Source organism: Cytophagaceae bacterium ABcell3, assembly GCA_030913385.1.
In the GTDB taxonomy this organism is placed as follows: Bacteria; Bacteroidota; Bacteroidia; order Cytophagales; family Cytophagaceae; genus ABcell3.
The window spans coordinates 3,211,456-3,227,665 of record CP133159.1 but is presented as its reverse complement, the minus strand read 5'-3'; the positions used below and the strand labels follow the sequence as shown (position 1 = coordinate 3,227,665).

The following is a 16,210-nucleotide window of genomic DNA, read 5'->3' as shown; positions in this document are numbered from 1 at the left end:
ATGTATGAAATAACATTGGGAACCTGTGATTTTGAGTATGAAAAAGCATGACAGGTTAATACCAGAGCCCAGAAGGGGCGATATGATTAGAGAATCAAAATTACACTATTATTTAAGCCCCGAAGGTGGCGATATAATTAAAAAACACTCTTCTGCCATCTCTTAACAGATGCCGGAACAGGTCCGGCAAGAGCGATACTTTTTATTTTTCTGAGAAAATCATCAGGAAGTTTTGCACCAGGTAAAATAAAGCAGAAAAGAGAAACTTTTTAGCTCTCTCCCCGCACCTGTTGCGGGGTCTGTTGGTAAGTAGCAGTGTCCGTAGAAAACGTATATTTAAAAACCACTTTTCTGCGAACTCTTCACAGATGCCGGAACGGTCCGGCACGGGCTGTTGTTTTTATTTTTCAGGGAAAGTTACCAAGTTATTTTGCAATCTGTTTGCGGTACGCTGTGGAATTTGCTCTCATCAAAACGTAATCTTGGAGCCAGCGTCTGACAGACCCCTCGTCCTTTTTGTCAGAATCGGGATTCGCCCGATTAAAGGATTTAAGGATAACCTTTCAGTGTCGCAAAAGAGGCAATGTCTAACAGATCCTTCGATCCTCAGGGTGACAGGTTAATACCAGAGCCCAGAAAGGGCGATATGATTATAGAGTCAAAATTACATTTTTATTTAAGCCCCGAAGGTGGCGATATAATTAAAAAACCACTTTTCTGCGAACTCTTCACAGATGCCGGAACGGGTCTGGCAAGGGGCTGTTATTTTTGTTTTTCAGGTAAAGTCACCAAAATAGTTTTGTATACGGTGAAATAACGCCTAAAAATTAACCATTTAGCACTCTCCCCGCACCCGTTGCGGGGTCTTGTTGGTAATAGGTTACTCATTATGTTTATAGCTCAACAACCACTCTTTGGCCTGCTGTCTTGTTCTGAAAAGCTCAGTTGTAATTCCTGGTTTATTAAAGGCCATAAAAAGTTTAGCAGCAAGAAACGCCAAATAATTGCTCATAACTAGACCGGAGTAGGAAACATCGTCCTTTCCTTCTTCCGTAGCCCAATAATCTCTTGCTTCTTTGTCAATGGAACTTGCATACGAAAAATCGACTAAAAGCGGGTATTTCTTACCTTTGGTTAATTTTTTTCTTTCCCTAACAACGGCCTTAGCGACCTCTAAAGTAACTTTATCGACCTCAGGTTTAAAAATTTGTAATAAAATCCCATCCTCAAACCAAAAATCTACGTATGTACTATTATTAGTCATTTTTAAACTTTTTACAAACTTTTATTACATGTTAAACTTTTAAATTCTACTGCTATGAAAACAACCGTCCTAAACCAAATTAATGAAATTGTCACAACCGCACGCCAGCATGGACTTGGTCAAATTGTTACTGAAGACAAATATTACGATGGTAAAAACATTACTGTTGATAATAAGAACTTGCTCAATTTTGGATCTTGCAGTTATTTGGGTCTAGAAACAGACCAGCGGCTAAAGGTTTCAGCCATTGATGCCATAATGAAATATGGTATACAGTTTTCTTCTTCTCGTCACTTTGTTTCATGTTCTCTTTATGATGAATATGAAATATTGTTACAACAGATTTTTGGTGCTCATATAGCTTATACAACCTCTGTTTCCTTAGGGCATCATGGTGTAATTCCCATCATTGTAAGAGAGAATGATGCCATTATTTTGGATCAACAGGTTCATGCAAGCGTACAAGACGCAGCCTTCAAAATGAAAGCTTATGGCATAAAGATAGTGGTAATTCCCCATAATGACATGGCCTTTCTGAAAAAAACCATTGAAGAGTTAGAGGGTAGCTGTAACAATATTTGGTATATGATTGACGGTGTTTACTCTATGTATGGAGACTATCCTCCTGTAGACACCATCAAAGAATACCTTGACTCGTATGACAGCTTTCATCTTTATGCTGATGATGCCCATGGAATGGGCTGGGCAGGTAAGCACGGAAGGGGCTTTTTGTTGAGCCAAATGGATTTGCACCCTAAAATGGTCATGGCTACTTCGCTCAACAAGGCATTTGGAGCTGGTGGTGGTTTGTTTATTTTTCCTGACAAAGAAACCAAAGACATGGTAAGGAATTGCGGAGGTCCTTTTATGTTCTCCGGCCCTCACCAAATTCCGGTTATCGCAGCAGGAATTGCTTCTGCCAAAATCCATCTTTCTTCGGAAATTTATGACAGACAAGAGGAGTTGAAATCTAAAATTGCACATTGCCAAAGCATGTTGGAGAAGTATAACTTACCAATTGTATCAAACCCTACTTCTCCTATATTTTTTATAGGTGCTGGTAAAATGGAGGTAGGATATAAGCTAGTGAAGAAGATTATTGATGCTGGATTCTATGTAAATATCAGTGTCTTCCCTACGGTTCCTAAGCAATGTACGGGATTAAGGTTTACAATTACTACTCATCATTCGTATGAAGATATTGAAAACCTGGCTAAAGTAATTGCTCAAAGCCTGCCAGAAGCCCTTTCGGAAGAAGGCTCAAGTCTTGCTGAAGTTTGTCAGGCTTTTGATAAGGTCCCTACCTTTATAATAAATAAAGAAAAAATGCTGATTGGCTAATCAGTATGACCTGGACAAATAAAAAAAGTCGGCCATTAGGTCGACTTTTTTATTTTTTATAAGAAAGGGTATTGTAAATCCTTTGTTTTTACTAGTGTAGGGCCTGCTGAAAAAGTCACAAGTGTGCAAGATACGCATGGCCTTACATGAAGACGTATTGGAATACTTCGAATTAAGGCCATAAAGTAGATTGGGCGCTTGTGGCTAGCCCAAAGAAGTATTGGGTTAAAGCTTCTCAGTTTATTGTGCACAAAAAAATATGAAACAACCGAAAACGATTGCACCTATACCTTTATAATCTTTATACAAATATAAACAGATCAATATGGGCGTTTTTCAGCGCGCCCTAGTGTACAAAATTGATAACATATACAAATCCCTCTACCTTTTGTCCGTTAATGGCAGTTTCCATATCTACAGTAACAAAATAATGCTTGCCTTTATGGTCAATGAAGCTTTCATGGTTACGTACAAGCGCTCCTTTATCAAAGCTTTCCTTTAGATTGTTGTAGTTAGCTAAAAGCTCACTGATATGCTTCCCTATATAGGAGCGGGAAATTGCTTCTGATAGGTGTGGAATATAGTTATTTAAAAACTTTATCTTGCCTTCATCATCTGTTATAACTATAACAGCATTAGGGACTTTAAGTATTCTAAGTAAAGTGTTTATTACACAAGGGTGTATAATAGTATGTTTCAGCTCCTCATTGACCATATTTAAACCGGTCACAATAAAGTTTTGAAAGTTGTCTCCATTGTTTAGGTATTGAAGCTTTGAAGAAAAGTCAAACTGACCCATAGCTACAAAAAGCTCTATGAACTGGTTGTAGTCCTCATCATGTTTGTGCAGCAAAAAGTCCGCTTGTTCAAGTAATCTTGAAAGATGCTCTTTCTCTTGGTTAAGGTCTCCTTCTTTTTTCAATATACTCTTCATTTCAGAAACTATTTCTGAAACCGGCGTACTTTCATTAGAAAATGAGTTTTCCATAAAAAAAATATTTACCCAGACAATAGATGTATAAATATATAACTAATAACGCTTCTTAACAATTAATTTATATTAAGATTTCATTAAAAAAAATGATCAAACCCCGAAAACTATAAGTAAATGTAATTTTTTTGAGGTTAAAATGCCATACAAATGCTCTGTTTTTTATAACAAACTTATCCACAAGCTCTTTAAATCTCTGTAGGCAATGATTTGTATACATTATTGAAGCGTGCTATGTAAGGTTATTTTGTGGGTTGAAAAATATCTTACAATTTGTTAATGCACTGCCGAGACAGATTAATCTTTTTCAAACAATTTAGTGATGAGCATATTATACAAAGTAAAAAGCAACAAGAAGTATATAGCAGAACCTAGGTATACCTATTTGGGTTATAAAACATTTTTTTTGCTCTGTCCGAGACGGCGATTTCTTAGACATAAAGGTTAACTAAAAAAGATATTTAATATGAAAAATGTAAAACCAGTTCCTGAAGGTTACCATAATATTACCCCTTATTTGGTTGTGGAAAATGCCTTAGCGTATATTAGTTTTCTCAAGGATGCTTTCAATGCACAGGAAAAAATGAAGACTTTGTACCCTGATGGCAAAGTAATGCATGCAGAAGTTCGGATTGGAGATTCAAACATTATGCTCTCTGAGGCCAATCCTGATTTTCCTCCTACGCAAGTGATTATTCACTTTTATACTGAAAATGTGGATGATGTTTACCAAAAGTCGCTTAAAGCCGGAGGTGTTTCCACAATGGAGCCTGCCTTGCAATTCTATGGAGATAGAAGTGCTGGAGTAAAAGACCCTTTTGGGAATACTTGGTGGATATCTACGCATGTTGAAGACGTTAGCCCAGAAGAAATGCAGAGAAGACAAGAAAATTTCGTAAATCAAGAGCAATAGCTTAGGTGTGCTAATTAAAAATAAAGCGGGAACCTATAGTGACTCCCGCTTTTGTTTATTTATTCAGGACATTATCCGTTCTTATTTTGCTTTTCTTGCTTCACCATTTTGTTATAGATACCGAAAAGCAAGAAAGGTGCAGCCCATTGTCCAACGAACAATGATAGAGAGTTTTTCTTTAGCAGTTTAAATGATAGAGAAACAGCCATAGAACTTATAGAAGCCCAAAGATATACATCTGAAGGCAACTTGGCGGTTTGCTTTTCAATCATTCTTGCTACTTTTCCTTCCTCTGGCTTTTCGTGTCCTGTTACTTGTGTTACCCCTTTATCTACTTTTTCCAGAATATCCTCCATAATCATTCTTTTTTTCTACTTCTATTTAGTTAACAAAAAAAATGTGTCGAATGTTAACTTGGGGGGTAACTGTATTACTTATAGTGTATTGGGGTGTTTACAGTATTAAAAAGCCTCTCCTATGAAAAGGTAAAAACCAGATCCTTCATTGGTAAATGCCACATCAAACCGTGTGTATATGTCTCTTTTGGGAAATAGCAGAAATCTTAAACCTCCACCACCGGCAAAGACAAACTTGCTAACTGAAAAATTTTCAAATTCATCAAAAACAGAGGCTGTAGAAGCAAAAAGGGCCGCTCCTATCCTATTGGTAAAATTTAACGGTAAGGGCAAGAACCGGAATTCTACTTGTGTGGCTATTTGGTTATTATCCCTAAACCTTCCCAAATAGTAACCACGCATCAGGTTTTCGCCTCCCATTAAAGAAAGCATGTTGAAAGGTGTGTTACCAAAGTTAAACTGCCCCATGACTTGTGCGGCAAGTACATTGTTTTTGCCCACGGGGCGGTATATGCGGTTGTCTGAAATTAAAGTGCTAAAGTTGTAATTGCTTGCCAAGCCTGGATATCTTAGAAAAGCCAGCTCTGAAAACAATCCGTCTCTTACATTCAGTACATTATGTCTGGTGTCGTAAACTACATTTAGCCCAAGGCCAATGTTCAGCGAACCCTCCCCGCCTAACGGAAACTCAAACTCTTCTTGGTCTATTGAAGTGAACCTCGCAAACCTTAACTGTTGCCAGTCTCCCTGAAGGCCAACAAATAAATCTTTGTACACTTTTCGTAATACCCTTTCCCTTATGTTTACTTGAGTAGCTTCTATTACTGCGGTATGACTTGGCGTGGTATAGGGGCCAATTCCATAATACCGTAAAGGGAAATCCTGCAGCCGGATGCGACCAAGAAAAAACCATTTGTTTTCATGGGTGTAGAGTGCATGGTCGAACCAAAAGCCATATTGGTTTTCTAGCGTAATAAAAGAAAAACCATTGATTTCACTTAGCCTATTGGTAGTGTCTCTATTGGCAAAATATACATAGAGCCCGCTGAACCCAAACTCCCAACTTGTTTCTGGCGCATAGGCTAAAGTGGGATAAGCAATAAATTTAGGTTTGGAAATGTCGGTGGTATCGTTAATTAGACTATTAATATACCGTTTAGCAAAGCTGTCTCTGTTTTGAGCTTTTGCTCCAAAAGGAAGTGCTAGTGAGACGAAAAAAAGCAATAGACCAATGCTTACGGACTTTGAATAACCTAAGCACTTGGTCATGTAATTTGAAAATGAAAAGTATTTATTCAAAACAACATTCCTCCAAATTGCTGCCAAGGAAGCTAACTTCCTTTATAAGTACCCCCTTAAAGTTTGAGAATTTAAGATCTGCATATTGAAACCATGAATGCGTAATTTCAGCAGGGCTTTCTTTATAAGATACATATTTCGGAAACTTTTTAGCATCTACAAATAAGTTTTTTATTCCATTAAACCCACAGTTGTGCATATTGACAAAATCAAAGCAGCAATTGCTTATCCGAGCTCCCCGAAAGATTGATTCGTGCATTTTACAATAAGAGAAGTCTGTATTTTCAAATATAACGCCTGTGAAGTCCATTTCACTCAAATCAAGCTTAGTTAAATCCAAGTTTTCAATAACTATATCTTGGTCTAGGTGTTCTTCTCTCCATTTGTTAAATGTTATCGCACCTGCCAAGGTCACCTCTTTCATTGACACACCTTCCGCTGTTTCCTGTTGTTCCATTTGTCTTGGATTCTAGTTTTATTGATTTTACCTTCCTGCTGTACGGTTATAATTTTTGCTTTTATGCATTTTTTGAAAAGTAACCTTTTCTATTAAAAAAAATAGTAATTATGGGGACGGGCAAGTAAATAAAAAGTAAACTGTACTACAGACAACAAAAAGCCCCGCCCCCAATATGTTAAAGTTATGTGTCCCTTCATTTAATTAGAAGTCTCCGACCTGCAAGCGTGTATTTAGTATTAAACTACATTGTTTAACAAAATTGTTAATATTAATATAAAAAATTTTTACTTCTTTCCCAAAACAAATTTTGTAATTACCTCTTTCCTTTCTGCTATAAATTGTTCGTAAAGGTTGTCATCATATTGAAGCATTTCTTTGAATATGCTCTTTGCAATGAAAGGATAAGTACACATGGAAACAATGTTTACCACAAAATGCTCCGGCTTGATTACTGGAAGTTTGTGTTCTATAATATAATTTTCAATTTCTTTTTTAAAGTTATTTTTATGCTCTTCGTTATCATCATGTGGTTTTAGCATTGTGAGATTATCGGGGTTTTTATTAAACTCACTGATAATAAAAGTGTCCATGTATGGATATTTTGCTAGACGATCCATCATGTGAGAAATCATTTCTTTAATTTTCTCTTCAAAGTCAAGGTTGGACTGGATAATACTCATTGTTTCTTGATAACTATCAGCCAGCGCTTCTTTCAGAACAGAGTTAAAGAGGTTTTCTCGATTGCGGAAGTAGTAATGTATAAGGGCTCTGTTTACCCCGGCTTCATCTGCAATTTCTTGAGTTTTTGCATGCAAACGCCCTTCTGCAAAAAATATCTTTTTTGCGGTTTCTTTAATATGATCTTCTGTAGGCTGCTCTTGCATATACTTTAAAAGAAATTATTACCTAAATAGTTTAACAAAACTGTTAAAAAAATATATTATGCAAAAGCTTTTAACAGATTTTTTCTCGGGAGGTGGTAATAAAATTTAAACTACGAATTTAGATAAACATTATATGTAAGTCAATAGGTTATTGCATATGTTCACCTAAATTACAAAGTCTTCTTAGGTGGCAAAACAATATGATATTAGTCAATTGCTTAATCTTTCATAAGGTACTACGCCTCTGCTAACATAAACTGCTATATCTTAATCCTTTATAAGATTAACTCTGTGTAAATAAAGAGACTCTATATTTATCTAATACTATAAAAAAAGCCGGTCTTGTTAAAACAAAACCGGCTTTTTTCATGCTATGTCTGTAAAGGTTATTTAACTATAAATCTTTGTGTCCCCTCTTCAGAAATGATGATATATATACCAGGCGAAAGATTGCTGGTATTTAGTTCATCCATAGCTTCTGAGGTATCTATTAAAGATCCAAGAGCATCATAAACCTGAGCATTGTGGATTGTTTTACTGAATTTTAAAGTTTGTCCAGCAACCACAGGGTTAGGATAAATGGTTAAAGCGCTTTCTTCCTTAGGCCTTACTGATAGCGGATCTTCTACTTCTACCACAATTTTATCACTTTCAATTTGTTCATCACCACTGATAACTACCACATGATATTCCCCAGCATCCTCTAGTGATACATTGTTTAGATTAAGAGTACTTTCTGTAGCACCTTCTATAGGCTCACCATTGAAGTACCATTGGAATGAAAGTGTTCCATCACCTGAGGCATTGACAGATAGCACGGCATCCTCTCCTACCTCTACTGTCTGATCTTCTGTTTGATGATCGATAGAAAGTTCTGGGGTTTGTACTATAAGTGTCGCTGTTTCACTTTCAACAGATGATGTTCCCATTGTTACAACCACATGGTAATTACCAGTATTCGCAGAAGAAGCTTCTGCAATAGTATAAGACTCTTCCGTAGCATCTTCTATTTCCTCACCGTTGAAATACCATTGGTAAGACAATTCTTCGCTTCCTGAAGCTTGTACGGACAAAACAGCTTCTTCACCTTCATCAACCGTAAGGTCTTGAGGTTGTTGATCTATCGTAGGACCAAAACTGCCGTTTTCTTCACATTCAACTCCAAACCTTATTTCGGTAATGGCAATCTCTGCATTATCAAGAGGTAATGGTAGGTAGTGAGGGTCTCCTGTATTGGCTGCATTGGTAACAGTAATTAAAAACCCTGTTACTTGACTAAAGTCAAATTCCTGAGCAGTACAACCTTCTGCATTATTGCAATGAGGGTTTTCATATACATGGTAACCATCTTCGAAAGTCCCACTTAGTTCAATTGTTCCATTGGAAGCACCAGCCCCAATTACCCCTTCGCTTCTTGCAGGAACTGTAATTTGTATTGAATACTGCCATGGGTTTTGCACTACATTATCATCGATACCTTCTTCTGCCTGGGCGTCCGCATCTATTTGATTGCCGTTTATGTCCTGTGGAGAAAGCGCAAAGACCAAGTCATAATCAGAGTCATTACGAACATGTACTTCATAAGTAAAATCTTCAGAGAAGTCGACGGTATAGGCGTTGCCTGTTTCATCGCCAGCGTCATCACCAAATGAGAAACCAATCGGCTGGTATTGGCCTTCTTCTCTGGTTAAAGAAACACTTATTTCCCCTGCACTGGTGTTTCGTACCATAGGAGCATTATCGTCCGTCCACCAGTACATGCCTCGTGCCGGTTCTCCATCCGTTGATTCAGAATATTCTCGACCAGTAAAATCGTCAAAAATGCCTTTAGCGTCATTTTCCGAACATATACTTCCTGATTGATCAGCGTCCGGATCATCTAAAATAAGGTATGCGATGGCACTTCTCCTTTCTTTTCCTTCTGAGGTTGCAACCACATGATAAGCGCCCGCATCTTCTTGCGATATGCTCGAAATCGTGTAACTAGATTCTGTTGCACCCTCTATAGGCTCATCGTTTAAATACCACTGATAAGTAACAGCTCCTTCGCCAGAAGCTTCAGCCGAAAACGTAACAGACTCTCCTATTTCTCCCGTAGTAGTTTGCGGCTGTGTTGAAAATACAGGAGCCGGAATTCCATCATAATCTGGACAGTTATCTATTAGGTAATTTCTGACAAAAGTCCCAGAGGCAGTCAAGTCGTCATCATATGTCCAGTTTCCTTGGGTTGAGGCGTTACGTTGTAAAGCAGAGGCTCCTTCTTCTTTATCATGCAGGCTCCAGTTGCAGTGGCTGATCATGTTGGCTTCCATCCAGTCATACCACTGGTTTGAAGAAGCTATACTTACTCCCCCATCACCATCAGCATCTACTAAGCCATACTCTGTAACCATTATTGCTATGCCCCTGTTCATAGCTATGTTGGCTTTGTCCCTTAACCACTGTTCATGGGTGCCTGCGTAATAGTGCAAGGTATATGCAATGTTGTCATAACCTTCAATTGGGTCATTAGAAGCATCATCTACATCCTGAGACCAATTAGGAGTTCCGCACACAATAATATTATTGCTGTCATGCTCTCTAATTGCTTCTATTACAGCTTCGCTATATGGTTTGATGGTATGGCTCCAAGAGACATTTAATGGCTCATTGTAAATTTCATAGATGATATTGGGGTAGTCTCCGTAGGTTTGAGCCATTTCTGTAAAAAAATCAATAGCTTCTTGTTGGTGATCTTCAGCATGGTGCGAATGCCAGTCAATGATAACGTACATGTCTAGGTCAATAGCAGCTTCAATAATGTCTATCACCTTTTGCTTCTGTCCATTAGGGTCTTGTAGGTAGCCTCCTGGGTCTTCTACTCCCATGGCTGCACGAACTATGTTCGCACACCATTCGTCGCGAATTTCCTGAACAGCACCTCGGGTCCAGTAATTACCGCCATCACCCGCAGGACTCCAGTTGCTCCAAAAAAGCGACATTCCTTGTAACTGTACAGGGTTATTGTTTTGGTCTACGACATGTCTTCCATCAATTGCTAGCTGACCATAAGTTCCTACAGCAGTTTGAGCAAAACTCAAATAACTTGAGGTCAAAAGAAGCAATAAAACGGCTATCTTTTTTCTTGTACTCATAAGTAAGTTTTTTTTCATTTATTCTTGTTTTTGGTATGAAATTGTATAATTTACAATAAGTATATTGTTAAATTTAATCTATAATTTATGCTATACCAAATAATAAATGAAATTTTCTTAGATAATCAATCAGTTTTAGGATGATTATATCCTGTGCGATATTAAAAATATGCAATTAGCTGATCGGTTATATATGTCTGTATTATATGTGATTGAGAAATGTTATTTGGTGCGTTTTTTATTTTTTATGCAAATTTCAATAGCTCTTTAATTATTTTTCTTCGCCATAAATTCTAGTGCTTTTCCTCGGTAAAATCGAAATCATTGAAGGAACCGATTATAAAACTTTTGACACCAGTGACTCCAACACAGCCCCAGCTTTAGTATCTTTGGGCAGAAAGATTGGAATGGCCTTAAACTTTCGGAGTAGCCATTATTGTTGCCTATGGAGGGAAAATCCATTGAAACTTGGCCCTCTATTTGGCAATACCTTTAAGTAAACTTCCTAATGGCAAATAGTTTTTATCACTGCTTTCGGACATGGTACTGCCAACTAATGTTTTTATAAGTCCGTCAAAACCCTTAACGATTTGGGGTGTTGTCAGTTTTGGATTTGACGCTACTCCTATTAGGTGGATATTATCGTTGAGTTTTATTTCAGAATTTGTCAGAGGATGCAAGCTTTGGGTTAAATAGCAAATGGATTCAGGTGCTTGACATATTATTTGCTTCTCAGAGGAGTCTATAAGAACGAGGTTTTCGTTTTGTGTATATACTTTGAATAACTGGTTGTCGCTTGTTTTTAAGGTTATAAGTTCAAAATCAAAGGCGTTCTTTTGTTGGTGCTGGATATCTGTGACCTTGCCACTTACTAACTTCCTTGCTTGTAATTTATTTACTTCAGGCAATGCTTCTTTCTCCAGCGACTGATCTTTGTTGCGCAATGCTTCTAATAAGTAGCCGGTCATTATGGCATTTTTTAATGTACCTGTAGCTGCGTTGTTAAAGTGCTGTTGTAATGAAGCGCCCCATAAAGCCATGCTGGCAGAAGAATGAAATGCTGGACTTTCTGTTACCGGTCTCAGCATATTGTCAAGAGAAGATGCATCTGTGGTGTTTACTAGCATCCAGTCTGTTTGGTCATTGGCAATACTGGCTGTTACGGAGTTTTCAAACAAGGCAAAAGTACATAAAGACAGTTCTGGGACTGCCCTTCCTGCCCCATCAGCATTCAATACAGGTATATTTTTCTTGGAGGCTAGCACAAAAGGTGCAAGTGAGTTCTCTGGGCCGGTTTCTATAGGTAAGACACTGGAAAATTTTTTTTCTTTATTTTTAAAGTACCATTTTTCAAATACATTATATGCATTAATAATGGCTTGTGACTGGTTTTCTTCAATAGCCGAAATTGCACCAATATCGCATATAACACATGCATGGTCATGAGCGTTAAATATATCTTCGGCTGATAGTAGTTCTACTCCTTCTCCTTTGGTATTTTTTATAACCGTCTTTACAAAATCAAGCCCTGTGGAGATAGCTCCACCACCCCCACTTCCTAAAAATGCTGCACCATATACTAAGTTTTTCAGGTCTTTTTCTTTTAAACGCATATTAAAAATATTTTATATTCTAAATCTAAATCATAAATATACATTATATCAACTATTTAATTCATTCTAGGAAGGAAAAGATAAATTAGTTTAAACTTTTTGCTTGCCTTTGCGATGGTGTTTTTTAGAAATGGCCTTGTTCCCAAGACTTGTAAATCTTAAAAAATCAGATAAATTGCTACTTTTTAATCGTCTAAAAAATAAAAATATTTCACTTTTTTAACCTGAACTATGCGGTAGATTTGGTCATGAGGAGTAAAATCAATAGTCAATCAGTACTTTTGGTCACACAGCATAGCAGCGCTGTGGACACAAGTGTGAGCGGGGCGATTGACTGGAGGTTATTTTGCTGCGTAATTGGAAGCTCTATTGCATATTTTAGGTTTAATTAACTTTCAAAAGCAATGAACAATATTTTTGACCAGAATTGGTATGTAAAACTCTCAGAATTAAATGACAGCTTTCAGACGGGAGATGTGATCTTGGTTCATGGACGCTATCCTTTTAGTGTTGTAATTGAAGCGGTGCAATGGAGTCCTTGGTCCCACTCTGCTATGGTCATAAGGCCAGAAGATGTGGGTATGGAAAAAAAGTATGACGGTTTGCTTTTATGGGAGTCAAATGAATTGACAAATATTCCGGATTTGATAACTGGAAAAGCTAAAACAGGACCAATGCTTGTGCCTTTTGAAGAAAGAATTGTTTCTACGGCAAAAGAGTTTAAGGGTGTTAAGTTTGCGTGTCGGCATTTGTATGCGGATAGGAACCCCGCCATGATGGCAAAACTTAAAGAGTTTATGCCTACAGTAATTAACACTACTTTCCCTAGCACTGGAGAAATGGGGCGCATGTTGCTAGAAGGGCGGATCTCTAATAAGAAGGCTGACAATAATATGTTCTTTTGTAGTATGTTGGTTGCTGCCACTTATATGTCTATGAAATTATTGGGTACTGGTTATCCGCCCAATGCATATGAGCCAAGGGACTTTAGCAATGCAGGCACTGTACCATTGCTTAAACGCGCTTTTTTAGGAAAAGAGATTTTTTTTAAGCCACAGATATAAAAAAAATTGAGGTTAATAACTTTTTTGTGTTTCCTATTTTTCAGTTTACAGCTTTGTTCCAAACCTCTGATGCGTAATGGAGTGTTGGACCTGCGAGATGTGTCCGAACAAAAAGTTGGCTTAAGTGGCGAGTGGCTGTTTTTGTGGGACTCCTTTGCTGATACTTCTTGTCTACAAAACGAGGGGCAGGTGAAAAAACTGCCTTTTACATGGGAGAACTCTAACGGTTATTGTACTTATGGCCTAAAGGTTTTGTTTGATGAACCAGGGGTATATTCTATTTTTATGCCCCCAGTACATTCTGCTTACCGTTTATTTATAAACGATAAGCTTGTGGGCGAGGTAGGGAAAACGGGTACTCGTGAAAATTCAGTTCCTGCAACCCGAGCTGCTGTATATGATTTTGAAGTAAATGAATCAAGTGCATGGATAGTTATTCAAGTATCTAATTTTCATTTTGGTTCAGGTGGTGTTTGGGAAGCTCCAGTACTTGGAAAACCTTCAACAATTAAAAGAAGCTATCAATCAGGATTACTAAAGTCAGCGTTTTTGATAGGAGCGCTGATTGTAATTGGGCTTTATCACTTGGCTATCTTTCTTATTAGAAGAAGAGAACTTACGGCTTTATTTTTTGCCCTAATGTGTTTTCAACATGCCATTAGGGAGTCTTTTAATAGGGAAACGCTGTTTTTTGCCTTTTGGCCAGAGGTGCCATGGGAGATTGCTATTAAACTATTGTATTTCACTTTTCCTTTGGGAGTGATTTTCATTACGCTGTTTACCTATAGCATGTTTCCAGACCTGTTTAATAAATATATCCGAAAACTGGTGACATATTCTATGACAGGATATATATTGCTCATTTGTTTTAGTCAGGCCAGCTTATATACGTCAATTGTTGCTTTTTGCTTTATCGTACTACTAGTATCTACGATACATATTATATTCGTTTTGGCAAAAGCCGCTAAAGAAAAAAGACAGGGAAGTTTATTGCTGATCTCGGGGTTTTCCATTCTCTTGGCCGCTGCATTTAATGACCTTTTGTTTCAGGAAGGGATGGTAAATACCTCTTTCTTACTGCCCGCTGCTTTTTTTGTGTTTGTGCTTATGCAAGCCCTTAACTTAGCTCTAAGATTTTCTCATGCATATAATAAAGCAGAAAAGCTCGCCTTCAATCTTTTGGAAAGTAGGTCTGCCTATGAGAAGGAAATTGAAGAACGAAAAAAGGTAGAAAAGCAAAATGAAGTCGAGGCTTTTCGGAGTCGCTTTTATGCTAATTTTACCCATGAATTTCGAACCCCTCTTACACTTATAAATTTTAATGTTGAACAGTTACAAAAAACCTTAAAGAACAAAGAGCTTCTCTTTACAAATAGCATCAGGAAGCATTCAGATAGTTTGCTTCACTTGGTAAATCAATTGTTAGATCTGGGGAAAATACACTCTGGTAAACTCGTAGAAAATAAATCTGTTACTAATTTAGGTTCTTTTTTAAAAAGTACCACAGACATGTTTTACCTCGCTGCAGAACAGAAAAATATAAGACTCACATATTCGGAGGAAAACTTGCAAGGTGAATATTTGTGCGATGCAGATAAAATTGAAAAAATATGCAACAACCTGCTTTCTAATGCTATTAAATATACAGAAGAAGGAGGTTGTGTTAGTTTGGAAGCAAAGATAGTTGAAACAGGTTCAAAGGCTGTTTTATCTATTCATGTACAAGATTCAGGCATAGGTATTCCCTCTGAAGATCAGGATAAAATTTTTGACAGGTTTTATCAAATTAAGGAGCTCCAAAATGCAAAACATTCCAGTAGTGGTGTTGGGCTGTCACTTGTTAGGGAGCTGGTAACGTTTTTAGATGGAAACATACATGTTGTAAGCAATAAGGGTGAAGGAAGTATTTTTAAGGTGACCTTGCCACTTGAAAAATACGATAAGACTGAGGGTGGAGAAATTATAAGACAATCTGCTAAATTTCCTAGGCCATCATTATTTGAAGAAAATGAAAAGCCATTAGTATTGTTGGTAGATGACCAGGAGGAGTTGCTTCAATTGTTGGCTGAAGAGTTTAGTGAGCACTATAGGGTTACAACGGCTTCTGATGGACTCGAGGCTTGGGACTGTGTTCAGGAGCAAATGCCTGACTTGGTAATTTCTGATGTGATGATGCCTGGAATGGATGGTTTTGAACTATGTCAAAGGATAAAAAACAATACATCGCTTGACCATATCGGTGTTATTCTTTTGACTGCAAGGGCATCCACAGAGAGTGTTTTGAAAGGTTTGTCTCACGCTGCAAATGATTACCTTACAAAGCCCTTTAACTTTCAGGAGCTAAAGCTAAGGACAGATAACTTTTTTAAATACAAAGCGCTTCTTCAGGAATTTTTTCAGAGTGATTTAAAAGATGTAAAAGGTAGTAGTGAAAAACACTATGTTAACCCATTTCTTCAAAAGGTGTACGGTTTTATAGAAGACAACCTTGATAATGGAGAGCTATCGGTAAATGATTTGGCAGATCATATGAGTGTTAGTATAAGAACACTAAATAGGAAGCTTTCCTCTATTATAGGCATGAGTACAAGTGAAGTTGTTAAGAATTATAGACTAAAAAAGGCTGCTGAATTCTTGAAAAAAGGAAGTACAGTAGCTGAAGCTGCTTATAGTACTGGATTTGACAGTCCCTCTTATTTCGGACAGTGTTTCAAGAGCCAATATGGCGTTACCCCTAGTGAATATCCCGTTTAGTAAGAGACGTTTCTTTTTATAGAAAGATAGTCCGCCTGCCGTAGTATTATAGGATCCATAATTTTTAGAAGGGGCAAGAAATTTATTAATTTCAACTAGCTTAAAAAGGTTGTCAATACTATTGAGCATTTGAGGTT

General features: G+C 37.4%; 12 protein-coding genes. 4 read left to right on the top strand and 8 right to left on the bottom strand.

Going from position 1 to position 16,210, the window contains the following annotated elements; all coding sequences use genetic code 11:
- Positions 1-880: 880 nt before the first annotated feature.
- Positions 881-1,264 (bottom strand): hypothetical protein, encoded by a 384-nt coding sequence (locus tag RCC89_13035; GenBank protein WMJ74081.1) that lies wholly within the window; start codon positions 1,262-1,264, stop codon positions 881-883.
- Positions 1,265-1,318: 54 nt separating this feature from the next.
- Here RCC89_13035 and RCC89_13030 point away from each other — a divergent pair, with 54 nt between their 5' ends.
- Positions 1,319-2,605 carry an aminotransferase class I/II-fold pyridoxal phosphate-dependent enzyme gene (locus tag RCC89_13030; protein ID WMJ74080.1) on the top strand — a complete coding sequence of 429 codons (1,287 nt, stop codon included), beginning with the start codon at positions 1,319-1,321 and terminating at the stop codon, positions 2,603-2,605.
- A 346-nt stretch (positions 2,606-2,951) separates the two neighbouring features.
- Here RCC89_13030 and RCC89_13025 read toward each other — a convergent pair whose 3' ends face one another.
- On the bottom strand, positions 2,952-3,593 hold the full coding sequence (locus tag RCC89_13025; GenBank protein ID WMJ74079.1) for a hypothetical protein: 642 nt from the start codon (positions 3,591-3,593) through the stop codon (positions 2,952-2,954).
- A 469-nt stretch (positions 3,594-4,062) separates the two neighbouring features.
- On the opposite strand from RCC89_13025, the gene RCC89_13020 reads away from it, so the two are divergent.
- On the top strand, positions 4,063-4,509 hold the full coding sequence (locus RCC89_13020; protein ID WMJ74078.1) for a VOC family protein: 447 nt from the start codon (positions 4,063-4,065) through the stop codon (positions 4,507-4,509).
- A 71-nt stretch (positions 4,510-4,580) separates the two neighbouring features.
- Here the strand turns inward: RCC89_13020 and RCC89_13015 are convergent, their stop codons facing one another.
- The 6 genes from RCC89_13015 to RCC89_12990 form a co-directional block, all read right to left on the bottom strand.
- Positions 4,581-4,865, bottom strand: a complete 285-nt coding sequence (locus RCC89_13015; GenBank protein ID WMJ74077.1) for a hypothetical protein — start codon at positions 4,863-4,865, stop codon at positions 4,581-4,583.
- Positions 4,866-4,970: 105 nt separating this feature from the next.
- A complete protein-coding gene (locus RCC89_13010) occupies positions 4,971-6,134 on the bottom strand; it encodes a hypothetical protein (GenBank protein ID WMJ74076.1) in 1,164 nt (387 codons plus the stop codon).
- 22 nt (positions 6,135-6,156) lie between these two features.
- Positions 6,157-6,621, bottom strand: coding sequence for a pentapeptide repeat-containing protein (locus RCC89_13005; protein ID WMJ74075.1), 465 nt, complete (start codon positions 6,619-6,621; stop codon positions 6,157-6,159).
- A 287-nt stretch (positions 6,622-6,908) separates the two neighbouring features.
- Positions 6,909-7,508, bottom strand: a complete 600-nt coding sequence (locus RCC89_13000; GenBank protein WMJ74074.1) for a TetR/AcrR family transcriptional regulator — start codon at positions 7,506-7,508, stop codon at positions 6,909-6,911.
- Positions 7,509-7,894: 386 nt separating this feature from the next.
- Complete coding sequence (locus tag RCC89_12995) at positions 7,895-10,642, bottom strand: cellulase family glycosylhydrolase (GenBank protein WMJ74073.1); 2,748 nt, start codon at positions 10,640-10,642, stop codon at positions 7,895-7,897.
- A 476-nt stretch (positions 10,643-11,118) separates the two neighbouring features.
- On the bottom strand, positions 11,119-12,255 hold the full coding sequence (locus RCC89_12990) for a DUF917 domain-containing protein (GenBank protein ID WMJ74072.1): 1,137 nt from the start codon (positions 12,253-12,255) through the stop codon (positions 11,119-11,121).
- A 404-nt stretch (positions 12,256-12,659) separates the two neighbouring features.
- Between RCC89_12990 and RCC89_12985 the strand changes: the two genes are divergently transcribed.
- Entirely contained in the window at positions 12,660-13,319 is a 660-nt protein-coding gene (locus tag RCC89_12985; protein WMJ74071.1) for a hypothetical protein, read from the top strand.
- Between the two features lie 69 nt (positions 13,320-13,388).
- A complete protein-coding gene (locus RCC89_12980; GenBank protein WMJ74070.1) occupies positions 13,389-16,073 on the top strand; it encodes a response regulator in 2,685 nt (894 codons plus the stop codon).
- Positions 16,074-16,210 lie beyond the last annotated feature (137 nt).